General features: G+C 70.3%; 23 protein-coding genes. 12 read left to right on the top strand and 11 right to left on the bottom strand.

Going from position 1 to position 21,423, the window contains the following annotated elements; all coding sequences use genetic code 11:
* Nucleotides 1-310, bottom strand: a 310-nt coding sequence (locus ACTWQI_RS22210; RefSeq protein WP_443273011.1) for an ATP-binding cassette domain-containing protein, incomplete at its 3' end; no start/stop codon positions are given.
* Complete coding sequence (locus ACTWQI_RS22205; protein ID WP_443273009.1) at nt 303-1,178, bottom strand: ABC transporter permease; 876 nt, start codon at nt 1,176-1,178, stop codon at nt 303-305. The genes ACTWQI_RS22210 and ACTWQI_RS22205, both read right to left, overlap by 8 nt.
* Before the next feature lie 145 nt (nt 1,179-1,323).
* Here ACTWQI_RS22205 and ACTWQI_RS22200 point away from each other — a divergent pair, with 145 nt between their 5' ends.
* The 3 genes from ACTWQI_RS22200 (at nt 1,324) to ACTWQI_RS22190 (ending at nt 3,323) form a co-directional block, all read left to right on the top strand.
* Entirely contained in the window at nt 1,324-1,947 is a 624-nt protein-coding gene (locus tag ACTWQI_RS22200) for a TetR/AcrR family transcriptional regulator (protein WP_443273007.1), read from the top strand.
* Nucleotides 1,948-2,190: 243 nt separating this feature from the next.
* Nucleotides 2,191-2,637, top strand: a complete 447-nt coding sequence (locus tag ACTWQI_RS22195) for a Crp/Fnr family transcriptional regulator (RefSeq protein ID WP_443273006.1) — start codon at nt 2,191-2,193, stop codon at nt 2,635-2,637.
* 173 nt (nt 2,638-2,810) lie between these two features.
* Nucleotides 2,811-3,323 (top strand): DUF402 domain-containing protein, encoded by a 513-nt coding sequence (locus ACTWQI_RS22190; RefSeq protein ID WP_443273005.1) that lies wholly within the window; start codon nt 2,811-2,813, stop codon nt 3,321-3,323.
* Between the two features lie 353 nt (nt 3,324-3,676).
* On the opposite strand, the gene ACTWQI_RS22185 is transcribed toward ACTWQI_RS22190, so the two are convergent.
* Complete coding sequence (locus tag ACTWQI_RS22185) at nt 3,677-4,708, bottom strand: PHP domain-containing protein (protein WP_443273003.1); 1,032 nt, start codon at nt 4,706-4,708, stop codon at nt 3,677-3,679.
* Between the two features lie 649 nt (nt 4,709-5,357).
* Between ACTWQI_RS22185 and ACTWQI_RS22180 the strand changes: the two genes are divergently transcribed.
* Both ACTWQI_RS22180 and ACTWQI_RS22175 read left to right on the top strand, forming a co-directional pair.
* The gene (locus ACTWQI_RS22180) at nt 5,358-6,647 is read left to right on the top strand and encodes a molybdopterin-dependent oxidoreductase (RefSeq protein ID WP_443273025.1); all 1,290 of its coding nucleotides are present in this window, start codon (nt 5,358-5,360) and stop codon (nt 6,645-6,647) included.
* Nucleotides 6,644-7,168, top strand: a complete 525-nt coding sequence (locus ACTWQI_RS22175) for a hypothetical protein (RefSeq protein ID WP_443273001.1) — start codon at nt 6,644-6,646, stop codon at nt 7,166-7,168. Before ACTWQI_RS22180 ends, ACTWQI_RS22175 begins: the two co-directional genes overlap by 4 nt.
* Before the next feature lie 43 nt (nt 7,169-7,211).
* Here the strand turns inward: ACTWQI_RS22175 and ligD are convergent, their stop codons facing one another.
* Nucleotides 7,212-8,216, bottom strand: coding sequence for a non-homologous end-joining DNA ligase (ligD, locus tag ACTWQI_RS22170; protein ID WP_443272999.1), 1,005 nt, complete (start codon nt 8,214-8,216; stop codon nt 7,212-7,214).
* Nucleotides 8,217-8,293: 77 nt separating this feature from the next.
* Here ligD and ACTWQI_RS22165 point away from each other — a divergent pair, with 77 nt between their 5' ends.
* The 3 genes from ACTWQI_RS22165 to gndA all read left to right on the top strand — a co-directional run bounded on the left by ACTWQI_RS22165 (nt 8,294) and on the right by gndA (nt 11,607).
* Nucleotides 8,294-9,355 carry an ATP-dependent DNA ligase gene (locus tag ACTWQI_RS22165; protein WP_443272997.1) on the top strand — a complete coding sequence of 354 codons (1,062 nt, stop codon included), beginning with the start codon at nt 8,294-8,296 and terminating at the stop codon, nt 9,353-9,355.
* Nucleotides 9,356-9,481: 126 nt separating this feature from the next.
* A complete protein-coding gene (locus tag ACTWQI_RS22160; protein WP_443272995.1) occupies nt 9,482-9,958 on the top strand; it encodes a DUF5709 domain-containing protein in 477 nt (158 codons plus the stop codon).
* Between the two features lie 206 nt (nt 9,959-10,164).
* Nucleotides 10,165-11,607, top strand: coding sequence for an NADP-dependent phosphogluconate dehydrogenase (gene gndA / locus ACTWQI_RS22155; RefSeq protein WP_443272994.1), 1,443 nt, complete (start codon nt 10,165-10,167; stop codon nt 11,605-11,607).
* Nucleotides 11,608-11,694: 87 nt separating this feature from the next.
* Here the strand turns inward: gndA and ACTWQI_RS22150 are convergent, their stop codons facing one another.
* Both ACTWQI_RS22150 and ACTWQI_RS22145 read right to left on the bottom strand, forming a co-directional pair.
* Nucleotides 11,695-12,615, bottom strand: a complete 921-nt coding sequence (locus tag ACTWQI_RS22150) for a helix-turn-helix domain-containing protein (RefSeq protein ID WP_443272992.1) — start codon at nt 12,613-12,615, stop codon at nt 11,695-11,697.
* A gap of 93 nt (nt 12,616-12,708) precedes the next feature.
* Complete coding sequence (locus ACTWQI_RS22145) at nt 12,709-12,951, bottom strand: DUF397 domain-containing protein (protein ID WP_443272991.1); 243 nt, start codon at nt 12,949-12,951, stop codon at nt 12,709-12,711.
* Nucleotides 12,952-13,385: 434 nt separating this feature from the next.
* Here ACTWQI_RS22145 and ACTWQI_RS22140 point away from each other — a divergent pair, with 434 nt between their 5' ends.
* The gene (locus tag ACTWQI_RS22140) at nt 13,386-13,676 is read left to right on the top strand and encodes a DUF7848 domain-containing protein (RefSeq protein WP_443272989.1); all 291 of its coding nucleotides are present in this window, start codon (nt 13,386-13,388) and stop codon (nt 13,674-13,676) included.
* 198 nt (nt 13,677-13,874) lie between these two features.
* Here ACTWQI_RS22140 and ACTWQI_RS22135 read toward each other — a convergent pair whose 3' ends face one another.
* Both ACTWQI_RS22135 and ACTWQI_RS22130 read right to left on the bottom strand, forming a co-directional pair.
* Nucleotides 13,875-14,690 (bottom strand): SAM-dependent methyltransferase, encoded by an 816-nt coding sequence (locus ACTWQI_RS22135; protein WP_443272987.1) that lies wholly within the window; start codon nt 14,688-14,690, stop codon nt 13,875-13,877.
* Between the two features lie 143 nt (nt 14,691-14,833).
* Complete coding sequence (locus ACTWQI_RS22130; protein ID WP_443272985.1) at nt 14,834-15,463, bottom strand: TetR family transcriptional regulator; 630 nt, start codon at nt 15,461-15,463, stop codon at nt 14,834-14,836.
* Nucleotides 15,464-15,593: 130 nt separating this feature from the next.
* Here ACTWQI_RS22130 and ACTWQI_RS22125 point away from each other — a divergent pair, with 130 nt between their 5' ends.
* Nucleotides 15,594-15,752, top strand: coding sequence for a hypothetical protein (locus tag ACTWQI_RS22125; protein WP_443272983.1), 159 nt, complete (start codon nt 15,594-15,596; stop codon nt 15,750-15,752).
* Nucleotides 15,753-15,804: 52 nt separating this feature from the next.
* Nucleotides 15,805-16,080 (top strand): DUF4190 domain-containing protein, encoded by a 276-nt coding sequence (locus ACTWQI_RS22120; RefSeq protein WP_443272982.1) that lies wholly within the window; start codon nt 15,805-15,807, stop codon nt 16,078-16,080.
* Between the two features lie 60 nt (nt 16,081-16,140).
* On the opposite strand, the gene ACTWQI_RS22115 is transcribed toward ACTWQI_RS22120, so the two are convergent.
* Both ACTWQI_RS22115 and ACTWQI_RS22110 read right to left on the bottom strand, forming a co-directional pair.
* Nucleotides 16,141-16,566: an SH3 domain-containing protein gene (locus tag ACTWQI_RS22115; RefSeq protein WP_443272981.1), complete on the bottom strand. Its 426-nt coding sequence runs from the start codon at nt 16,564-16,566 to the stop codon at nt 16,141-16,143.
* 295 nt (nt 16,567-16,861) lie between these two features.
* Nucleotides 16,862-17,983 carry a PP2C family protein-serine/threonine phosphatase gene (locus ACTWQI_RS22110; protein ID WP_443272980.1) on the bottom strand — a complete coding sequence of 374 codons (1,122 nt, stop codon included), beginning with the start codon at nt 17,981-17,983 and terminating at the stop codon, nt 16,862-16,864.
* A gap of 262 nt (nt 17,984-18,245) precedes the next feature.
* Between ACTWQI_RS22110 and ACTWQI_RS22105 the strand changes: the two genes are divergently transcribed.
* The gene (locus ACTWQI_RS22105) at nt 18,246-19,529 is read left to right on the top strand and encodes a S1 family peptidase (RefSeq protein WP_443272979.1); all 1,284 of its coding nucleotides are present in this window, start codon (nt 18,246-18,248) and stop codon (nt 19,527-19,529) included.
* A 382-nt stretch (nt 19,530-19,911) separates the two neighbouring features.
* Here the strand turns inward: ACTWQI_RS22105 and ACTWQI_RS22100 are convergent, their stop codons facing one another.
* On the bottom strand, nt 19,912-21,387 hold the full coding sequence (locus ACTWQI_RS22100) for a glutamate--cysteine ligase (protein WP_443273023.1): 1,476 nt from the start codon (nt 21,385-21,387) through the stop codon (nt 19,912-19,914).
* Nucleotides 21,388-21,423 lie beyond the last annotated feature (36 nt).

Genomic DNA, 21,423 nt, shown 5'->3' with positions numbered 1-21,423 from the left:
CATCGGTGTAGACCCGGCCCCGCTCCGGCGGCAGCAACCCCGCGATCGCCCGCAGCAACGTCGACTTGCCCGACCCGTTCGACCCGATCAGCCCGATCGCCTCACCCCGGTACGCGGTGAAGGTCACGCCCTTGACCGCGTGCACCTCCCGCATCCCCGGCGACCCCTTACGGCCGAGCATCCGGCTCAGCGCAGCGGTCGCCGTACCCCGGCCGCGGGCCCCACCGTTCACCCGGTAGACGATGTGCAGCCCGTCCACGATCACCGTGGGAGTCCGCTGCGCGTCCGTGTCGCTGGTGTCCTCAGCCACGTCCGTAGGTCTCCTCCGCCTTCCAGAAGTACACGAACCCGCCGACGCCGATCACCAGCGCCCAGCCGGCCGCCACCGCCCACGCGTACGGCGTCGACTGTCCGGACGCCCGGAAGCTGTCGATCAGCGCGCAGCGCATGAGATCGATGTAGACCGCGGCCGGATTCGCCTCCAGCAGGAACCGTACGAACCCGGGAACGCGGTTGTGCTCCGCGAGGTGGCCGATGCTGTACATCACGCCGGACGCGTACATCCATGTCCGCAGGACGAACGGCATCAGCTGCGCCAGGTCGGGGACTCTGCTGCCGAGGCGAGCCAGCACCATCGCCAGGCCTGTGTTGAATACGAACTGCAACAACAGCGTCGGTGCCGCCAGCAGCCATGTCCAGTGGGGGATCTCGCCTGACACGAGCACGATGGCGACGAGCACGGCCAGGGAGCAGAGCATCTGCTGCATCTGCATCAGGCAGAAACCGATCGGCAGCGAGGCCCGTGGGAAGTGCACCGCTCGCACCAGGCCCGGATGGCCCGCGACCGCCCGCGTTCCGGCGAGCACGGAGTTCTGCGTGAAGGTGAACACGAACACGCCCGTGACCAGGAACGGCACAAAGTCGTCCACGCCTTCCCTGGTCCGCATCAGCTGCCCGAAGATCACGTAGTACACCGCCGCGTTGAGCAACGGGGTGACCACCTGCCACAGCCGGCCGAGCTTCGCCTGGCTGTACTGGGCGCGCAGCTTGGCCTGCGCGAACGTGGCGATGAAGTGCCGCCGTCCCCACAGCTGCCGGAGGTACTCCGGGAGTGCGGGGCGGGTGCCGGACACTGACAGGCCGTACCGTGCGGCGAGCGCGGAGGGTGCTTCTTCCATGTGTGCTCCTGACAGCAGGCGAGGGCGGAGGCGACCCAGAGCGCGACACGACAGAACGCAACCGTTTCGTCGTCTCGTGGGAGAAGATAGGTCACATCTGCGGCGCAACGCAACCGTTCCGTCGTCACCCGGGTAGGGTGGGCTCATGCCAGCAGCGGAGAACTCGACCCCCCGCCGCACGCCCGCCGGAGCCGCCGTGCTCCAGGAGGACGTCACCGCGGCCATCCGTGCCGCGCTCTTCCAGGAGCTCGCCACCTCCGGCTACGGACGCATGTCCATCGAGGCCGTCGCCCGCCGCGCCGGGGTCGGCAAAACCGCCGTATACCGCCGCTGGCCCTCCAAACTCCAGATGGTCATCGACGTGGTGTCCACGGTCGCCCTGAAGGACACACCCGCGCCCGACACCGGGTCGCTGCGGGGCGATCTTCGCGCCCTGCTGGAGTGGACCGCCCAGGCCCTCCAGCACCCGCTGGCCTCGCAGATCGTCCCCGATCTGCTGGCCGAGGCGGCCCGCAACCCCGACATGGCGCGGACCCTGCAGGCCACCCTCGGCCAGATCCAGGAGCGCGCCGGTGCCGCCGTCGTACGCGCCGCCGTCGAGCGAGGCGAGCTGCCGCCCGGCACCGACGCCCGCCATGCGCTCGATGTGGTCATCGGCCCGCTCTACTGGCGCCTGGCCGTGGTCCGCATCCCCCTGCCGCCCGGCTACCTCGACCGCCTCGCGCAGACCTCGGCGGCCGCTCTCGCCGCGAGCCCGGGCCTCTCCTGACCGGAGCGGCGGGCCCGACCTCCCGGGCAGCGAGGGCGAGCACGGCGGCTCTCTGACCTCCCCGACCTCACCGTCCGCGCGCTCCGGATGCCGACTCCCGGGCCCTCACGCAGGCACGTCGGCCGCCGATCCGAAGATTCGGGATGCCATCGGCGGGCGAACGTGGGTCCAATGGGGTAAGGCAGGTGTACGTCGACCCGACGGCGCCTGGCAGTGGCGTCAGAGGCGAGGAGGCACGTGGCCATGACGACTGCGCCCCGATTTCTGCGGGCCCTGCCGGCCGACATCCGCGACCGACTGATGACGCTCGCCCAAGAGGTGTCCTTCTCCCAGGACGCCCGGATCTTCGAGGAGGGCGGCCCGGCGACCGGCTTCTGGGTCATCCGCTCCGGAGCTGTCACTCTCGATCTGCGCCTGGCCGACCGGCGGGCCGCGACGGTCGCCACCCTCGGGCCCGGTGACCTGCTCGGCTGGTCATGGCTGTTCCCGCCCTACGAGTGGGACTTCGGAGCGGAGGCACTGAGTCCGGTACGCGCCTATGCCTTCGACGGGGCCCAGGTGCGGGCGCTGTGCGAGGAGGACCCCGCCCTCGGCGTCGTCCTGATGCGCACGGTCGCCGAGATCCTCGCCCACCGGCTGCAGACGGCGCGCACCCGGCTGCTCGAGCTGTCGCCGTACTCGTCGCCGTAGCGGAGGGGACCGGCGTTCCGCGGCCCAGGAGGTGGCCGCCGCGGGCTGCCGTGCCGCTGGCCTCGCTGCCCGAACCGCCTGCCCGGTGGGGGACGGCGCTCTCGGGCGGTGCCGCAGAAAACGAGTGGCGCCTCGCCGGCAGGCCGAGCGAGGGTGGCGCCATGGAGAGCGCCATGAGGAGAAGGAACACCGGACCGCTCGCTCCCGGGAGTGCCGTGACGGTACGCCTCGTCAAGGAGCCACGCCCGGACGTCCACTACGCCGCCGTCGTCACCGCCGACGACGGCACTCACATCGTGGTGCGCGCACCCTGGGCCGGCGCGTCCGACCGGGACTTCGGCTTCGTACGCTTCGAGCACGGCGACGTGTTCACGGAACACTACTGGCGCGACCGCTGGTACTCGATCAAGGAGGTCCGCGGCGCGAACGGCCGCCTGAAGGGCTGGTACTGCGATGTGACGCGACCCGCCCGCGTGGAGCGGGACGCCCTCGTGGTGGAAGACCTGGATCTCGACCTGTGGCTGTCGGGCGACCGGACCACGATTCTGCGGTTGGACGAGGACGAGTTCCTGGAGAGCGGCCTGACGGACCGTGACCCCGAGGCGGCCGCCCGGGCGCGGGAAGCCCTGGACGAACTCGAAGACCTCGCCCGTGAGGCCGGGTTCGCCGCGCTGCTCGGCTCCTGACCTGCCCCGGCCGGATGCGGGCAGCAGGGAGTCGCCTGGAGCTGGCCCCACGATGCAGCGGGAGGGCCCTCGCCATGACCGCGGGTTCGCTCCTCCGGCCGGGACAGGAGCCGACGGGCGACTTCAGCCGTGTCCGCGTCACCAAGCCGACTGATCACATTTCATGCCCGCGCGGCGACGGAACATGACTGCGAGCCAGGGATTCGCCCGACGCGGTGATTGCGTCAAGCGCCTGTGCGATTCGGCGCCCGACCGGCGGGTGGGCTACGTCCCGAGGCCGAAGCCGAGGCTGAGAGCGAGGCCGAAACCCGGGCCGCATCGCCCGAAACAGCGGGTCCCACAGGGCAGTTGCCTCACCCCTCGCTCGGGATCTTGCGCGTACGGGTCCAGGTCAGCAGTCGGTCGGCCGACCAGGTGTTGATCACCTGCTCCTTGGGCACGCCGCACTCCACCGCCCGCGTACACCCGTGGACCTGCCAGTCGAGCTGCCCCGGTGCGTGCGCGTCGGTGTCGATCGCGAACACCAGGCCCGCTTCGACGGCCTGCCGGAGCAGCCTGCGCGGGGGGTCCAGTCGCTCCGGCCGGCAGTTGATCTCCAGGGCCGTCCCCGACTCCGCGCAGGCGGCGAACACCTCCGCCACGTCGAACTGCGATTCTGGCCTGCGCCCTCCGGCCAGCCGGCCCGTACAGTGCCCCAGAACGTCGACCAGGGGACTGCGGACCGCCGCGACCATTCTCCGCGTCATCTGACGGGCGTCCATCCGCAGCTTGGAGTGCACGGAGGCGACCACCAGATCGAGCCGGTCCAGAAGCTCGGGGTCCTGGTCCAGTGAACCGTCGAGGAGGATGTCGCACTCGATCCCCGTCAGCAGCCGGAACGGCGCCAGCGCCGCGTTCAGCTCCGCCACCACGTCGAGTTGCTCGCGCAATCGCTCGGCCGACAGCCCGCGGGCGACCGTCAGCCGGGGCGAATGGTCGGTGAGCACCGCCCAGTGGTGCCCCAGGGCCGCTGCGGTACGGGCCATCACATCGATCGGGCTGCCGCCGTCCGACCAGTCGGAATGCATATGGCAGTCGCCCAGCAGCGCCGCGCGTAGTGCGGCCGCGGCCTCCGGCAGCGGTTCCTCGGCCGCCAGCTCCGCCTCCAGCTTCGCGAGATAGCCGGGTACCTCGTCCCTGAGGGCCTCGTACACGACCTGCGACGTCTTCGGGCCAAGCCCCTTCAGGGACTGGAGAGAATGCGTCGCCGCCCGTCGCTCGACATCCTCTGCCGGCAGTGCGGTCAGCGCCGCCGCGGCCGTACGAAACGCCCGCACACGGAACGTGGGAGCCTCCGCGCGTTCCAGGAGGAACGCGATCCGCTCCAGGGCCGCCACCGGGTCCATGCGCGCCTCCTCACGCCCGTCCGCCGCCGCCCGGCCGACTGCCTGCAGGCACAACTGCCGGGTGCGTCTGTGGGGTCGGCCCGCAGTCCGTGTCCCCATCCCGGGGGCGGTCAATCGTCCGACCGGCCGCTCCTCGGCCGGGCACCGGCAGCTGAGCCGGGGCGAGCTGCCGCACATGTCATGGCATCGACGTCATCGATTCGTCACGGGTCGTCGGCACTGATCCGGGGCCGGTACGGCATAACGTCGCCTTCAGGCGAGACGTCGGCCCTCCGGGGGCGCTGCGAGAAGGACCGTCATGGGTGATGAGGACAGCCACGCCAGGCGTGGCGACGACGAGCGAGACCGAGCCGGGCAGGAACGGCGGCAGGGCGAAGCGGGAGACGGTCGAGACGGCGGCGACGCACGGCCCGCCGAGCGGCAGGATGCGGAGCCGCCCAAGGGTGAAGAGACGACGATGGAAGGGCCCGTGGAGCCCGAGCCGGCGAAGCAGGAGCCCTCGAAGCCGAAGGCTCCGGAGCCGGAGCCCGCGAAGCCCGAGCCGCAGAGGCCGGAGCCCCTCGAGGTCCGGCCCGAGGGCGTCAAGGGCACCGGCCAGGAGGCTCCCACCGCGCCCACCGCACCCGCCGGACCCACCACCTGGCAGCGGCTGCGAGCCGCGGCCGCCGTGCCTCCGCCCGGTCCCGCCCGACCCGGTTTCTGGTGCAGCCCGATCCGAGGACCCTGGCTGACCGCGGTCCTCGGCCTGATCCTTCTCGTCGGCCTCACGGTGGTGACCGTGACCGGTCTGCTCTCCTATGCCGCCTACAACCCGGACCTGTCACCGGTGAACGACATGACACCGGACAAGGGCTGGCTGGGGTTCTATCTGTTCGCCTGGCCCACCAGCCCGTACTGGCTGTACCGGCTCACCCAGGGCGTCCACGTCACGCTCGGCCTGGTGCTCATCCCGGTGCTGCTGGCCAAGTTGTGGTCGGTGATTCCCAAGCTGTTCACCTGGCCGCCGGTGCGGTCGGTGAGCCATCTGCTGGACCGGCTGTCCCTGTTGCTCCTGGTCGGCAGCGTGATCTTCGAGTTCGCGACCGGTGTGCTCAACATCCAGCTCGACTACATCTTCCCGGGCTCCTTCTACACCCTGCACTTCTACGGGGGCTGGGTGTTCATCGGGGCCTTCGTCGTCCATGTCGCCCTGCGCTTCCCCACGATGCGCCGGGCGTTGCGCAGCCGCAGCCTCCGCGACGAGCTGCGCACACCGGCCGCCGCCACGACACCGGAACCACCCGACGAGACCGGCCTCGTCTCGCCGCGCCCGGCCGCTCCCACCATGTCGCGCCGCGGAGCCCTCGCCATGGTCGGGGCCGGTTCGCTCACCCTGCTCGTGGTGTCGGCCGGACAGAGCATCGGTGGCTCGCTGCGCGGTACGGCCGTCCTGGCGCCGCACGGCGACGACGTGGGACCGGGCCCGGGTGGCTTCCAGATCAACAAGACCGCCGCCTCCCGCGGCGTCACGGCCCGCGACATGGGCCCGGACTGGCGCCTCGTCGTCAGGGGCCCGGCGGGACGGGTCTCCCTGACCCGCGATCAGGTGCTGGCGCTGCCTCAGCACACCGCCGAACTGCCGATCGCCTGCGTGGAGGGATGGTCGACGGCCGATCAACGGTGGAGCGGGGTCCGGCTCGCCGATCTGGCCGGCCTCGTCGGGCCGGGCGGCCGTCCGCCGCAGGTGTTCGTCGAGTCACTGCAGCGCAGCGGGGCTTTCCGGTCGGTGGTCCTGCGCGACAACCAGGTGCGCGACCCGAGGTCGCTGCTGGCCCTGCGGGTGGGCGGCGCGGACCTCTCGCCCGACCACGGCTATCCGGCGCGGATCATCGTCCCGGCGGCTCCGGGCGTGCACAACACGAAATGGGTCACCCGCCTGACCTTCGGAGCGACCCCATGAAGGCCTTCCGTACCCGGTACGGCGGTTCGCCGCTGAGCCTGCTTCTGCTGCTGGCCTCCTTCGCCCTCACGGTCTACGCAGGCCTGCGCCTGCTGAAGGGTGACACCACCGGGGTCGTCCTGTGGTTCGTCGGCGCGGCGGTCCTGCACGACCTGGTGCTGCTGCCGCTCTACTCCTTCGCCGACCGCGGGCTGGAAGCTCTCTTCCGCCTCGGCTCGGGCTCCGGCAAGCCGGTGAGGACGACGGATCCCGGGTGGGCGAGGACGCAGTGGATCAACCATGTCCGCGTGCCCGTCTTCCTCTCCGGGCTGCTGCTGTTGGTGTGGTTCCCGCTCATCCTCGACCGGGTCGACCACTACGAGGCGTTCACCGGCCTGCCCGGCGGAGTGTTCTGGGAACGCTGGCTGCTGATCTCCGCCGGCCTCTTCGGGGCCTCGGCCCTCTGGCTGGTGGTCCGCATGACGGTGAGCAGACATCGGGCCCCACAGCCCGGCCCGCCCCGGCGGCCCGTGCAGCCGTGACAGGGCGGAGAGTTCGACGGCTCCGCGCGGCGCGAGGGGGAGTTCAGTGCTTGGCGCGGCTGGGCTGCACCCGCTTCGGTTCGCCCTTCATCTTCGGGTGCTCGGGAGGGTAGGGCAGATCGCCCAGACCGTGCTCCTGCTCGTCCCGGGCGGCCAGTTCGAGCGCGGCGTCCAGCCGGTAGGCGTGCTGTTCCATGTCGGCGTGCACATCGCCGATGTCCGCGTAGCGCACCGGCATCGAGGCCAGGTCGAAGTCCTCCGGCCGGGCGTCGGCCACCTCCGCCCAGCGCAGCGGCGCGGACACCGGGGCGTGCGGCCGGGGACGTACGGAGTAGGCGCTGGCGATCGTACGGTCACGGGCGGTCTGGTTGTAGTCCACGAAGATCTTCGCCCCGCGCTCCTCCTTCCACCACGAGGTCGTGATCCTCTCCGGCGCCCGCCGCTCCAGCTCCCGCGCGATCGCTATCGCGGCCCGCCGGACCTGGGTGAAGGTCCAGGCCGGTTCGATGGGCACGAAGACGTGCAGGCCGCGGCCCCCGGACGTCTTCGGCCACCCGGTCAGGCCCAGCTCGTCCAGGACGACGCGGAGTTCCAGCGCCGCTTGCACCGCGTCCTCGTAATCCGTCCCCGGCTGCGGGTCCAGATCGATGCGCAGTTCGTCGGGGTGCTCGGTGTCCGCGCGGCGGACCGGCCACGGGTGGAAGGTCAGGCACCCCAGATTCGCCGCCCACACCACGGCCGCCGGCTCGGTGGGACAGATCTCGTCCGCGTACCGCCCGCTCGGGAAGGCGATCCGCCCGGTGGGGATCCACTCCGGCAGGTTCTTGGGGGCGCGCTTCTGGAAGAACGATTCGCCTGCTAGGCCGTCCGGGTAGCGCTCCAGCGTCGTCGGCCGGTCGCGCAGCGCACGGAGGATTCCCTCGCCGATCGCCAGGTAGTAACGGGCGAGGTCGAGCTTGGTGAAGCCGCGCTCGGGGAAATACACCTTGTCGGGGTTGGACAGCCGCACCGTCCGCCCGCCCGCCGTGAGCTCCACCGTCTCTCCCATACGCATACGCTAGGCCCAGCCCGGGCAGCCCGCCTCCCGGCGGGCGCGTATCCTTCGCCGGCCCGACAATCGGGAGCATGGACCTTCCGGTGATGCCCCCGGTGAAGCCGATGCTGGCCAAGCTGGCCGGGAGAATCCCGCCCGGCATGCACTACGAGGCCAAGTGGGACGGATTCCGGGCGATCGTCTTCCGCGACGGCGACGAGATCGAGCTCGGCAGCCGCACGGGCAAGCCGCTCACCCGCTATTTCCCCGAGCTGGTGGCCGCACTGCTGGCCAACCTGCCGCCCCGCTGCGTCGTCGACGGCGAGATCGTGATCGTCCGCGGCGACCGCCTCGACTTCGACGCACTCCTGGAGCGCATCCATCCCGCCGACTCCCGGGTCCGGATGCTCGCCGGGACGACGCCGGCCAGCTTCATCGCCTTCGACCTGCTCGCGCTCGGCGACCGTTCACTGATGAACGCACCCCAGCGCGAACGCCGTGCAGCGCTGACCGAAGCCCTGCGCGACGCCGCGGACCCCGTCTTCACGGCCCCTGCCACCGACGATCTCGACGTCGCCCAGGAGTGGTTCCAGCAGTACGAGGGGGCGGGCCTCGACGGCGTCGTCGCCAAGCCCCCCGGCCTCGGCTACCGCCCCGACGAACGCGTCATGGTCAAGGTCAAGCACGAGCGGACGGCGGACTGCGTCGTGGCCGGGCTCCGGCACCACAAGACCGGCCCCGTCGTCGGCTCCCTCCTCCTCGGCCTGTACGACACCACGGGCAGGCTGCAGCACGTGGGCGTCTGCTCGGCCTTCCCCATGCGGCGGCGCGAAGAGCTCATGACCGAGCTGGCACCGCTGCGCATGCCCTCCCTGGAGGGCCACCCGTGGGCGGCCTGGGTGGACGAGGCGGCCCACGCCCGGAGCCGGATGCCCGGAGCACCCAGTCGCTGGACCGGTACGAAGGACCTGTCGTGGGTCCCGCTGCGCCCGGAGCGGGTGGTCGAGGTGGCCTACGACCACATGCAGGGCGACCGCTTCCGGCACACCGCCCAGTTCCGCCGCTGGCGGCCGGACCGCGAGCCGGAGCAGTGCAAGTACGCGCAGCTCGAGGAGCCGGTGAGCTACGACCTGCGGCAGGTGCTGGGCGGGTGACCCAGGCCCGGCCCGCCGGGCGAGCGTGCAGCTGTGGCCTCGTGCCGCGTACTGGGCCATGCTGGAGAAGGGGAGACGGACACCCATCCGGAGGGCGGCGAGACGACGAGTCAGCGAGGCCGAACGATGAGCGAGAGCATGATGGGTGACGAGGTCTACCAGCCGGACGGGTCCGAACAGCGCGAGGACATCGGGCCGCTGGAGCCGGAGGACACGCTCGACGACCGCGGTGTGGCCGAGGTCCTCGACGAGGGGTACTCGCCCCCCGAGCGGCCGTGGGCGGTGGAAAGCCGCGGCACGACCGCGGCCGAGCAGAATCAGGGCGAACCTCTGGACGAGCGGCTGGCCCGGGAGATCCCGGACGTCCCGGTCCCGGATGGGGACGGGCTCGGGGACAAGCCCGACGGGGACGGGGAGCTGTGGGACGAGGAGGTGGGGGAGCGGCGCGCCGGCCGTCTGGTGGCGCCGGACGAGGGAGCCCACTCCGACGAGGAGACGGATCTCGTTGCCAGCGATGTCGGCATCGACGGTGCGGCGGCGTCGGCCGAGGAGGCCGCCGTGCATGTCGTCTCGGAGATCGAGGCCCCCGAGGAGATGCTCTGAGCGTTCCCAGGCCGCCCTGACCACGCAGGTCCGGCTCCGCGATCCCCCGCCAGTCACCCGCCACCCGCGACGCCCGCTCGCGACGGCTGTCGGCGTTCGCCGCGCGCCGCGCACACCGTCCCCCGCCGTTGAGCGCCGCACCCCATTCCCGCGTATCAAGACAGCGCACAGCCGCCCGTCCGCCACCACCCGTTACGGAGTCGAGCATGGAATCGTCGGCACACATCGGTGTCACCGGTCTCGCAGTGATGGGCCGTAACCTGGCCCGGAACTTCGCCCGGCACGGCCATCCGGTCGCCGTGCACAACCGCACCGCGTCCCGGACGAGGGCGCTCGTCGAGGAGTTCGGTCACGAGGGGACGTTCCTGCCCTCGGAAACTGCCGAGGACTTCGTGGCCTCCCTCGAGCGGCCCCGCCGCCTGGTCGTCATGGTGAAGGCCGGCGGGCCGACCGATGCCGTCATCGACGAGTTCGCGCCGCTCCTGGAACCCGTAGACATGATCATCGACGGTGGGAACGCCCATTTCCAGGACACCCGACGCCGTGAGGCCGACCTGCGGGAACGCGGCATCCACTTCGTCGGCACGGGTATCTCCGGCGGTGAGGAAGGGGCGCTGCACGGCCCCAGCATCATGCCCGGCGGCTCCCCGGAGGCGTACCAGGCGCTCGGCCCCCTGCTCGAGGACATCGCCGCCAAGGCCGAGGACGGCAGCCCCTGTTGCACCCACATCGGCCCCGACGGGGCCGGCCACTTCGTGAAGATGGTCCACAACGGCATCGAGTACGCGGACATGCAGCTCATCGCCGAGGCCTACGACCTGTTGCGGCACGTTGCCGGGTACGAGCCCGCGGAGATCGCAGAGACCTTCCGCACCTGGAACACCGGCCGCTTGGACTCCTACCTGATCGAGATCACCGCCGAGGTCCTCGCCCACCGCGACGCCGACACCGGAAAGCCCTTCGTCGACGTCGTCGCCGACCGCGCCGAGCAGAAGGGCACCGGCCGTTGGACCGTGCAGACCGCCCTCGATCTCGGCGTTCCCGTATCCGGGATCGCGGAGGCGGTCTTCGCCCGGTCCGTCTCCGGCCATGCGGACCTGCGCGACGCCGCCCGTGCTCTGCCCGGCCCGGACCGCAGCGCGCTGGGCGGGTACGGCGGTGAGGCGTTCGCGGCCCATGTCGAGCAGGCCCTGTACGCCTCCAAGGTCGTCTCGTACGCGCAGGGCTGGAACATGATCAGCGCGGCGGGCGAGGAGTACGGCTGGGACATCGACCTCGGCGCCGTGGCCGCGATCTGGCGGGGCGGCTGCATCATCCGGGCCGCGTTCCTGGACCGGATCCGCGCCGCGTTCGCAGCCGATCCGAACCTGCCCACGCTGCTGGCCGACAAGGAGTTCGCGGAGGAGCTCGGCAATGCGCAGGACGCCTGGCGCGCGGTGGTCTCCACGGCGGTGGCGCATGGCGTCCCCACCCCCGGCTTCTCGTCGGCCCTCGCCTACTACGATGCGCTGCGCGCCGATCGCCTCCCCGCGGCGCTCACCCAGGGCCAGCGAGACTTTTTCGGCGCCCACACCTACCGGCGCACCGACCGCGAGGGCAGCTTCCACACGCTCTGGGGAGGCGCCCGCACGGAACATCCGGCGGACTGAGGAGATCCCCGACCGAACGGATCGGATCCACGCCGGCGGCCGTCGGAGTACCTGCCCGCAGGCGGCCGTTGCGGCGTCGGAACGGCGTCAGCCGGTCCGGTGGTCCAGTTCGTCGAGGATCTTCTCCAGGAACGGAGCAGTGGCTGCAGGGGTCTCGGCCTGCGCGCACAGCCGGTCCATGACGCAGAGATAGTGGTCCACGTCGTCCTGCTTGTCCAAGTAGAGGGCGCTCGTCAGCTGTTCGAGATAGACGACGTCCGGCAGATCCGGCTCGAGGAACCGCAGAATCGTGACCGGTCCGCCGGCGGCGGCCACGCCTTCCAGGCTGAAGGGGGCGATCTGCACGGTCACATGGGGGAACTGGATCAGTTCCAGGAGCCGTTCGATCTGTGCGCGCAGCACGTCCCGACCGCCGAGCGGTCGGTGCAGCGCCGCTTCGTCCAGCACGGCCCAGAGCCGGGGAGGTTCCGCGCGGCTGAGCAGTTGCTGGCGAGCCAGACGCAGGCTGACCCGGCGCTCTACATCCTTGGGCGGAGACCCCGGGTGCCCCAGCTTCGTGACGGCGCGGGCGTACTCCTCGGTCTGGAGCAGTCCGGGGACGAACTGGTTCTCATAGGTGCGGATGACCGAGGCGGCTTCTTCCAGACCGATGTGGGTCTCGAACCAGCCCGGCAAGACGTCCGAGTACTGGTGCCACCAGCCCTGGGTGGTGGCCTGCCGGGCCAGTGCGAGAAAGTCGGCGCGTTCCGCGGCGTCGGTGACGCCGTACAGCGTGAGCAGGTCGGACACGTCCCGCTCCTTGAAGCCCACCCGGCCCAGCTCCAGCCGGCTGATCTTCGCGTGGGAGCCGCGAATGGCTTCGGCGGCGGCGTGTGCGCTCACGCCGTTCGCCTCGCGCAGCTTGCGGAGCTGGGTGCCGAGCACGATCCGCAGCGCGGTGGGACCTCCGCGCGGCTGCTCAAGATAGCGCCTTATCGAACGCTCGCGGCTCGGCTGAGCGGCCGTCATGCTGGCTCCCCTGAGTGTCTGGGCGGGTGCTCAGTGTTGCACCACCGGGCCGACGCGTACAGCCGGGCGGCCCGTCACCCGAGCGGGTACCGCTCAGATCCCGTCCACCATGCCGTCGAACTCGCCGTCCTTCGCGCCGCTCAGGAAGGCCGAGATCTCCGCGCGGGTGTAGATGAGCGCAGGTCCTTCGGGGTCCCGGGAGTTGCGGAGCGCGATGTCACCGCCGGGCAGCCGGGCGAGCTCGACACAGTTGCCGCTCGGGTTGCTGTGACTGCTCTTCTTCCACACAGCGCCGTCGATCCGCGCTGCCGATGTGCCGTTCTCGAACTGGTGCACCTGCGCCTCTCCTTCACCCGGCGACCGTTGTCCCCCATTAGTTGAACTCAAGCCCAACTCGCCGTGCAATTGCAAGCGTTCTTGCAGATGTGCTTGCAGTGGTGAGCGGAGCGCGAGGATAGTGAGATCCGGCACAGCCGCTCCGACGGGCAGTGAGGAGTGAAGAGCCGTCAGCGGGAAGCTTCAGGGCGCCGATTCGCCGCTCGTCGGCGAGCTCGCGCTCGACACGAAACGGAACCGGCTCGGGATTGTCATGGACTCCCAAGGTGGCCGGATCTTCCTGCGGCGGCCCGAAGGCGGACGTGAATGGGAGGCCGCGCCGGGCGACGTGCGTCCCGTCCCCGCCCCGGAGTTGCCCCGCGGGACAGTACGCCGGGGGACGGGGACGCCACGCATGAGCAGTGCCTGACGAGCAGCGCGATCGAAGGGACGTGGTGAACGTGTACACGGCCGACGGGCCGGGGGAGTGGTCCTTGATGCGGGACCCCGCCCCGGAAGCTCCTTCGGCCGTCTACGAAATGGAGTGCACCACCTGCGGCCATACCTCGGGGGCGACGGAGGACGCCGAGGCGGCCCGGCGGTGGGCGGTCCGGCATGTGACCGGATGCCCACGGCACACCGGGTTCCGGGAGATCACGCACGGCTTCTGGCGTGCCCTCCCGCCGGAGTCACCGGACTTCTCGGTCACCCCGCACTCCCGGGAACGCCCGGCCGCGAACGCCTAGGTCCTTCCCCCAGCTACCGCTGGGAGGTGCCCCCAGGGAGGTGCCCCCAGGGAGGTGCCCCCAGGGAGGTGCCCCCAGGGAGGTGCCCCCAGGGAGGTGCCCCCAGGGAGGTGCCCCCAGGCCTGACCGGCCGGACAGGACCTGGGAGCACCGCCTGGCCATCTGCCCGTACGGCAGTGGCGCCGGAGCGGGCCGGAGTCAGGGCTTGCGGGCGAGGCCGCCGTACTCGATCCACTCCTGGGTGAGCTGCTTCGGTCCGACGTCGGAGTCCGGCCGCCAGGTCGAGACCTCCACCAGACCGGGTTCCTGGATCTCCAGGCCGTCGAAGTACCGGAGCACCTCGTGCTCCTGGCGCACCCTGCCCCAGTTTCCGTGCGTGCTGGTGTCCATGAAGTCGGTGACGAAGTCGCGGGTCGTGGCGTCCTCGCTGACGAGCTGGCAGATGACGAAGTAGCTGCCCTGGACGAGCCGCTCCGCCACGCGACGGATCAGCCCGGCCGGGTCGTCGCTGTCGGGGATGCAGTGCAGCACCGAGACGAACAGCGCGGCGACGGGCTGGTCGAAGTCGATCAGCCGCTCGACCTCGGGGTGGCCGAAGATGGCCTCGGTGTCGCGCATATCTGCCTGGATGACGGCCGTGTTGTCGTTCTCCTCCAGGAGCGCGCGGCCGTGCGCGAGGACGATCGGATCGTTGTCGACGTAGACCACACGCGAGGCCTCGTCCACCCGCTGAGCCACCTGGTGCACATTGTCCTGGGTCGGCAGACCGGATCCGTGGTCGAGGAACTGCCGGATTCCGTACTCGTCGGCCAGATGGCGCACCACCCGCTGAAGGAACCGGCGGTTGTTGACGGCCAGGGCCTGCGTGCTCGGTACGACCTTGAGGAGTTGCTCGGAGGCCTCGCGGTCGACGGCATAGTTGTCCTTGCCGCCGAGGAAGTAGTCGTACATCCGAGCCACGCTCGGTACGGTGACGTCGACCTTGCTGGACAGCGGCTCACGGCTCTGGCCCATGCGACCCCTCACAGACTTCCCCGGGCAGGCTCGGGGCGTGATCGGAACGGGGGCCATCCTAGGAGGATTTCCAGCAGTCGGGACGAAGTCCAACGAACTGGCGGCGCACGGGAGTTGCCCGCACAACCGCTTGGCCCGGGACGTCAGTCACCGGGCCAGTGGCGGCAGCCGAGATTGATCAGGCGGAGCTGCCGGGCGGCGTTGCGGGCCAGGCGATCCTCGGCCTCAGGGCCTTCGGCGGACGCCTCGAGGAACGCCGCGGCCGTGGACACCATGTGATCGACGTAGAGCTGGGCCAGCATCTTCAGGTCGCCGGAGCTCCAGCCCTCGTACAAGGGCCGGGAGGCGAGGGCGGTGGCCACCTCGTCGGCGAAACGCTCCAACTCGGCGGCGATCGCGATGCGTACGGCCCGTACCCCGCCATGGCGCTCACGGGCGATGAAGCGCATGTGCGACGGTTGGGTCCGGACATAACGGGCGATGGCCTCGACGGTGTGGTCGATCCGGGCCCCGGACTCCTCCTGCTCGGCAAGGATCGCCCGGATCATCGCGTGCAAGCTGCCGAGGGACTCCTCCACCAGGGCGACTCCGAGGTCGGCGAGGTCGTGGAAGTGCCGGTAGAACGCCGCGGGGGCGATGCCCACCGCCCGGGTGACCTCCCGCAGGCCCAGGCTGCTCAGGTTCTGTTCCGCCAGCAGCTGCAGCCCTGCGTCCAGCAGCGCCTGACGAGTTCTCTGCTTCTGGGCCTGCCGGACCCCGGCGGTGTGACTCACATCATTCAGTAAACAGCCGTTCTCCCGGGCCGGCATTGTACGCTTCAGTCAGTGAACGGTTGTTATTGATTTTTTGCGACCTTCTGTCCATCGAGACGAAACGATCGAGGCTCGTAGAGAAAGGAGGCACATGCTCTTCCTCGTCGCAGCCTTCCTGCTGCTCGGCATCCTCATCGGCGCCGCAGCCCACCTGCCGCTCCCGGCGGTCCTGGCCGCCGCGAGCGCCATCGGGGGCTGGCTGATCGCCTTCGGCGTCCGGGAGCGCCTCGCGCACGGCAGAGACCACTGATCCACCTTCGGCAATCGACCATGCCTGACCACAACCCGGGGGGAACCGTTTCATGGGGCTGTCCGCACGCTTCCGTGCCCCGGCCGCACCGGGCCGGGAAGCCGACAGCATGGCCGTCGCAGCCTTCGTGCTGGGGCTGCTCGGCCTGCTCGTCTTCAACCTCGTCCTCGGGCCCTGTGCCATCGTCCTGGGCGGCATCGCGCTCGCCCGTGGCACCGGGCGCCGTGGCCGTGCACTGCTCGGACTCGCGCTCGGGGTGACGGACCTGATCGTGCTCGCCGTCCTCGTCACCGCCGATCACTCCGTGAGCTGGCAGTTCGCCGGCTGACACGCAAGGAGCCCGGCCTCTTGCACGGGGGGAGGCCGGGTGCCTGCGTTCCGGCTTGTCTCAGCCTTTGGGAGTCTTGTCCTGCGGGCTGTCCGGGAGGCGGTCGCGCTGGTCGTCCTTGCAGAACTCCACGGACCCGGTGTTGTCCACGTACTTCGCGCTCACCCAGTGGGGCCGGTCCCGCAGCAGGTACCAGACCGGGTTACCCTCCACGCTCTGCGCCTTGACCTTGCACTTCAGCCCGACCTGCGCCCGGTACGGGAGGTGGCCGCGGACCAAGGAGTCGGTGCTCAGGTGCTGCCGCTCGTTCAGGCCGGACGGGGCGGTCACGGTGCCGTACGGCTTTGTGGGTGCGGCTGGGGAGGGATCAGGGGAGGCCTGCGCCGGTGCCGCCACGAGCAGCGAGCCGCCGAGAGCGAAGGCGGCCGTGACGGCAACGCTCGTTCCCACGGCAAGTCGTCTGGGGGACTTCACAACCTTGGACATGATGATGTTTCTCCTACTCCTCGCACCACATGGCGCGTGATCACATTCCATGCCCAATGGCGTGATAAACCAGATAATTGCGCTGAGCGGAGGCCGAATCCGTCATGGGAGTGGCTGTCGCTCGCGTGGCTGGCGGCCAAGTGAGGGAGGGGCCGACATGCCGTCAGGGAGGGGGCGACTCGCCCTCCCAGCGCGGCAGGTGAGCGGGGGTCTCGGCGCAGCCGAGGAGGAACGGCTTCAACCGCCGGTGCAGCTGCGGTGGTTGGCCACCTCCGGGGTGATGGTCCGTGGGATGTCAGGGATGGCCGTGGTGGCGCGGCCCCAGGTGCTCGACGGCGATCATCGCGGCGTCGTCGCCCAGACTGCCGCCGACGAAGGCCAGAAGATCGTCGCGCAGTCCGTGCAGCAGCTTCTCCGGGTGGGCGTCCGCCCAGGTCTCCACTCGATCGGTGAGCGGATAGAAGTCGCCCTGCGGATTCCTGGCGTCGATCGCGCCATCGGTGTAGAGCAGCAGCACGTCACCGAAGTCATAGCTGCAGACGCCCACGTGGTAGGTGTTCCCGGTCAGTTCTCCGAGGCCGAGTGGGGGTGCGGGCTCGGAGACCTCGACCTCGGTGACCGTGCCCCGTCGTAGCAGCAGGGGAGGAGGGTGACCGAAGTTGATCAATCGGGCCTCCGGGGCGTCGTCGGGGATCTCGAGCACGGTCGCCGTCACGAAACCCTCCCCCACGTGCAGCTCCCCCTCGGCGAGTTCGGTCAGGTCCCGGCTGACACTCCGTTCCAGGTGTGCGGCGAGGTCGGGGAGCGGGATGGGTCGGTGTGCCACCTCCCGGAACGCTCCGAGTAGCGTGGCCGCGTCCCCGATCGCGGCCAGTCCCTTTCCCCGGACGTCGCCGATGATCAGCCGGGTGCTGTCCTCGGTGCGCCCGACCGCGTAGAGGTCTCCGCCGATCTGAGCCTCGGCTTCCGCCCCCAGATAGACCGACGCGAGCCGCAGTGGGCCGACCCGGCGGGGGAGCGGCCGCAACAGCACGGCCTGGGCGGCTTCGGCCACCGAGCGCACCTGTGACAGCTCTCGCTGGGACCGTTCCCGCACCCGGCAGAAGATCACGATGAAGGCAGAGATGAGGACGAGGGCGACGATCTGCACCTCGTGATTGAGCGTGTCCACTCCTCCCCGTACGAATCCGATGATCACCTGTGCCGCGACGGCCAGGCCGCCGATCAGACCGACGAGGCGGGCGCCCCCGAAGGAGGCCGTGATGGCGGGCGCGGCGACCAGCAGCGGCCCGAGGTGGACGTCCCGAGGTGCCGCGATGTCGACGGCCACGACCACAAGAATCAGCGCGAGCGGAATGGTGACCAGTGCATGACCCGGCCGCCATGCCCGGCGCAGCGGGGCTCCAACGGCGCGCACGCTTCCATTAACCCCTCTCGCGGCGGCGAACGCCATGAGAGGGCGGCGCATCGCGCCCAACCGCCAGACCCTACCCGTACCGCGAGCCGAATTCCGGAAAACAGTTCTATTGAGGTTCCGGCGCCTGACGTCCGTACCAAGAGGAGCACGAGGCACAGGGTCCGGGGATCGCGACGCTTCCCGGCAATCCATGGGCCGTCCCCTCCCCCCACTGGAGGTCAGTGAGTTGAACCACCGACGAGTGAACAAACGGACAGGAGCCTTGATCGGGGCAGGCGCGATCGGGATCGCGGCCGCGGCCATCCTGTTGCCCCAGGCCAACGCGAGCTCGGACCAGGATCCGAGTCCGCGGGCGTTCGCCCCCCGCGCCGCCGCACAGCTCGGGTCCACCCTCGCGGAGGATCTCGGTCAGGACGCCGCCGGCTGGTACTTCGACGGCCAGTCGTCCCGGCTGGTCATGAACGTCCTGGACGAGGAGACGGCGGACCGGGTACGGGACAGGGGCGCCGTAGCGCGGGTGGTGGAGAACAGCATGGCGGAGCTGAAAGCCGCCACCGGGACGCTCGGCGAGCAGGCCTCGGTTCCCGGCACCGCCTGGTCGATCGATCCGAGAACCAACAAGGTTTCCGTGATCGCCGACCGGACCGTCACCGGCGCGAAGATGGCGACGCTGAGCAGGACCGTCGACGGACTGGGCAGCGACAAGGTGACGGTCAAGCGGTCCGCCGGGGAGTTCAAGCCGTTCGCGGAGGGCGGCGACGCGATCTTCGGCGGCGGATCCCGCTGCTCCCTCGGCTTCAATGTCACCGTGCAGGGAGCTCCGGCATTCCTGACGGCCGGCCACTGCGGCAACGCCTCGCAGACGTGGACCGCCGACGAGGCGGGCAACGAGCCGCTGGGGACGGTCGCGGACTCCGTGTTCCCGGAGAACGATTTCGCCCTGGTCACCTACGACGACCCGAATACCGACGCGCCGAGCGCGGTCGATCTGGGGAACGGCAACATCCAGGAGATATCCCAGGCCGCTGAGGCGAGCGTGGGCATGGAGGTGACGCGTAGCGGCAGCACCACCGGGGTCTCCGAGGGCACGGTCACCGGACTGAACGCCACGGTGAACTACGGCAACGGGGACATCGTCAACGGTCTGATCCAGACCGATGTCTGCGCCGAGCCGGGTGACAGCGGCGGTGCCATGTTCTCCGGCGACCAGGCGGTCGGGCTGACCTCGGGCGGCAGTGGGGACTGCACGCAGGGCGGGGAGACGTTCTTCGAGCCCGTTACGAGGGCCCTGGAGGCCACCGGTGCCGAGCTCGGCGCGGCCGGCGACGGGGCTGGTCAAGCGGCCGGTGGTGCCGGTGAGGCCGATGGCGGCGCCGGCGAGGCCGACGGTGGCGCGGGCCAGGCCGCCGGTGGTGCCGGTGAGGCGGCCGGTGGTGCCGGTCAGGCCGATGGTGGCGCCGACCAGGGCGACGGTGCGGCCGATGCCGGTGCCGGTGACGGCGCCGAGCTGAACGGCGGGCTCGAGGCCGGCAGCCGCGAGCCGTAACAGCCCTTCAGACCCCGCGTTCCTGCGATCGTCGGCCGGACTCGTGAGCGATGAGTCCGGCCGACGATCGCGGCCCTCGCGGTCCTGCGTACTACCGCGGGGTCAGCCCACAGCGTGGCGCCGCATGGCCGGGGTGGCATCGCTGGGCTCCACAATTCCCGCAGAGCCAGCCCCCCTTGGGGCTCTGCTGCATCTGCGCGCCGCACTGGGGACACTGATTGCGGGTTTCTGCCGGATCGATCCTCACAGCGACCTCCCGTCGTCGCTCCTCTAGGGGAGACGCACGGCGGCCGCAGGAGTTCCCGCCGAGACCCCGAGCGGCGACCTTTGGCCTGAAATGCGCTCTCCGTTGTGACGCTTGGTCGAACGGTTGCTACCGGACTCAGTCGATGGGCCAGGTGTGCACGGGGGCGTTGAGGTGCATGTAGTCGATGTACTGCCCGGTCATGCGCCGCAGCGCTTCATGGTGATCCACCGGGAACGTGTCGTCGATGTGGTGGAACATCTCCGCCTGCCAGACGGCACCGTTGCGTCCGGTGACACACCGTTGCTCGATGATGCCCAGCAGCGGTTCCCGCCACGCGGCGTCCATACCGGAGAGTTCCAACCCCCTGTGCGCCAGCGGGAGAAGGCGGCGCAGTACGAGCTCGACGACCGGCACCTCCCCCATGCCGGGCCAGTACAGCCGCGCGTCGATTCCGTGGCGCGCCGCCGTCTGCAGATTGTCCTGCGCGGCCGAGAACGACATCCGCGACCAGACCGGTCGCTCCTCGTCGGTCAGGGCGCGCGTCAGACCGTAGTAGAACGCGCCGTTGGCGACGACATCGGCCACGGTGGGACCGGCCGGCAGCACCCGGTTCTCCACGCGCAGGTGCGGCTTTCCGTGGACGACGGCATAGACCGGGCGGTTCCAGCGGTAGATCGTGCCGTTGTGCAGGGTGAGTTCGGACAGTTCGGGGATGTCACCGCGCTCGAGGGTCTCCTGCGGGTTCTCTTCGTCGCACAGCGGCAGCAGAGCGGGGAAGTACCGAACGTTCTCCTCGAAGAGGTCGAAGACGCTGTTGATCCACCGCTCGCCGAACCACACCCGCGGACGGACACCCTGCACCTTGATCTCCTCCGAGCGGGTGTCGGTGGCCTGCTCGAACAGCGGGATACGGGTCTCGGGCCAGAGCTCCTTGCCGAAGAGGAAGGGCGAGTTCGCCGCCAGCGCCACCTGTACGCCGGCGATCGCCTGTGCCGCGTTCCAGTACTGCGCGAACTCGTCCGGGGAGACCTGAAGATGGAACTGGGTACTGGTGCACGCCGCCTCGGGCGTGATCGTGTCCGCGTACGTCCGCAGCCGCTCGACGCCGTCCACCGCGATCAGCAGGTCCTCGCCCCGGGCCGCGAACACCTGCTCGTTCAGCAGGTGGTACCGCGGATTCTCGGACAGCGCGGCCCCGCCCACATCCGACTGCTGCAGCGTCGGGAGGGTCCCGATCATGATCAGATGCGCTCCCACGGTGGCGGCCCGCTCCTCCGCGTGATTGAGCGCGTCCCGCACCTCGCTCTCCCAGGCATCCGGACCGCCGGCCGTGAGCCTCCGTGGCGGAACGTTGATCTCCAGGTTGAACCGGCCCAGCTCGGTCGACCACGCGGGATCCGCGATGGCCTCGAGCACCTCGGTGTTCCGCATCGCCGGTTCCCAGGGGTCGTCCACCAGGTTCAGTTCGATCTCCAGGCCCACCTGGGTTTCGAAGTCGAAGCGGGCCTCCCGCAGCATCTGTGCCAGCGCATCCAGGCACTGCTGCATCTTCTGCCGGTACCGGCGACGGTCGTCGCGCGTGAACACCCGCGCCGGGACGTCGCGCCCCATCGGCCCTCCCGAGGTCTCCTCGGCGGACACACACCC

It is taken from the genome of Streptomyces sp. KR80, from assembly GCF_052245555.1.
GTDB lineage: Bacteria > Actinomycetota > Actinomycetes > Streptomycetales > Streptomycetaceae > Streptomyces.
This window is presented reverse-complemented; position numbering and strand designations above follow the sequence as displayed.

Coding starts and splice junctions, on each gene's coding strand:
- ACTWQI_RS22115 (WP_443272981.1), bottom strand. CDS start 16,566: ATGTCCAAGGTTGTGAAGTCCCCCAGACGACTTGCCGTGGGAACGAGC.
- ACTWQI_RS22205 (WP_443273009.1), bottom strand. CDS start 1,178: ATGGAAGAAGCACCCTCCGCGCTCGCCGCACGGTACGGCCTGTCAGTG.
- ACTWQI_RS22195 (WP_443273006.1), top strand. CDS start 2,191: ATGACGACTGCGCCCCGATTTCTGCGGGCCCTGCCGGCCGACATCCGC.
- ACTWQI_RS22135 (WP_443272987.1), bottom strand. CDS start 14,690: ATGGGCCAGAGCCGTGAGCCGCTGTCCAGCAAGGTCGACGTCACCGTA.
- ligD (WP_443272999.1), bottom strand. CDS start 8,216: ATGGGAGAGACGGTGGAGCTCACGGCGGGCGGGCGGACGGTGCGGCTG.
- ACTWQI_RS22150 (WP_443272992.1), bottom strand. CDS start 12,615: ATGACGGCCGCTCAGCCGAGCCGCGAGCGTTCGATAAGGCGCTATCTT.
- gndA (WP_443272994.1), top strand. CDS start 10,165: ATGGAATCGTCGGCACACATCGGTGTCACCGGTCTCGCAGTGATGGGC.
- ACTWQI_RS22100 (WP_443273023.1), bottom strand. CDS start 21,387: ATGGGGCGCGACGTCCCGGCGCGGGTGTTCACGCGCGACGACCGTCGC.
- ACTWQI_RS22200 (WP_443273007.1), top strand. CDS start 1,324: ATGCCAGCAGCGGAGAACTCGACCCCCCGCCGCACGCCCGCCGGAGCC.
- ACTWQI_RS22125 (WP_443272983.1), top strand. CDS start 15,594: ATGCTCTTCCTCGTCGCAGCCTTCCTGCTGCTCGGCATCCTCATCGGC.
- ACTWQI_RS22165 (WP_443272997.1), top strand. CDS start 8,294: ATGGACCTTCCGGTGATGCCCCCGGTGAAGCCGATGCTGGCCAAGCTG.
- ACTWQI_RS22120 (WP_443272982.1), top strand. CDS start 15,805: ATGGGGCTGTCCGCACGCTTCCGTGCCCCGGCCGCACCGGGCCGGGAA.
- ACTWQI_RS22175 (WP_443273001.1), top strand. CDS start 6,644: ATGAAGGCCTTCCGTACCCGGTACGGCGGTTCGCCGCTGAGCCTGCTT.
- ACTWQI_RS22160 (WP_443272995.1), top strand. CDS start 9,482: ATGAGCGAGAGCATGATGGGTGACGAGGTCTACCAGCCGGACGGGTCC.
- ACTWQI_RS22190 (WP_443273005.1), top strand. CDS start 2,811: ATGAGGAGAAGGAACACCGGACCGCTCGCTCCCGGGAGTGCCGTGACG.
- ACTWQI_RS22185 (WP_443273003.1), bottom strand. CDS start 4,708: ATGGACCCGGTGGCGGCCCTGGAGCGGATCGCGTTCCTCCTGGAACGC.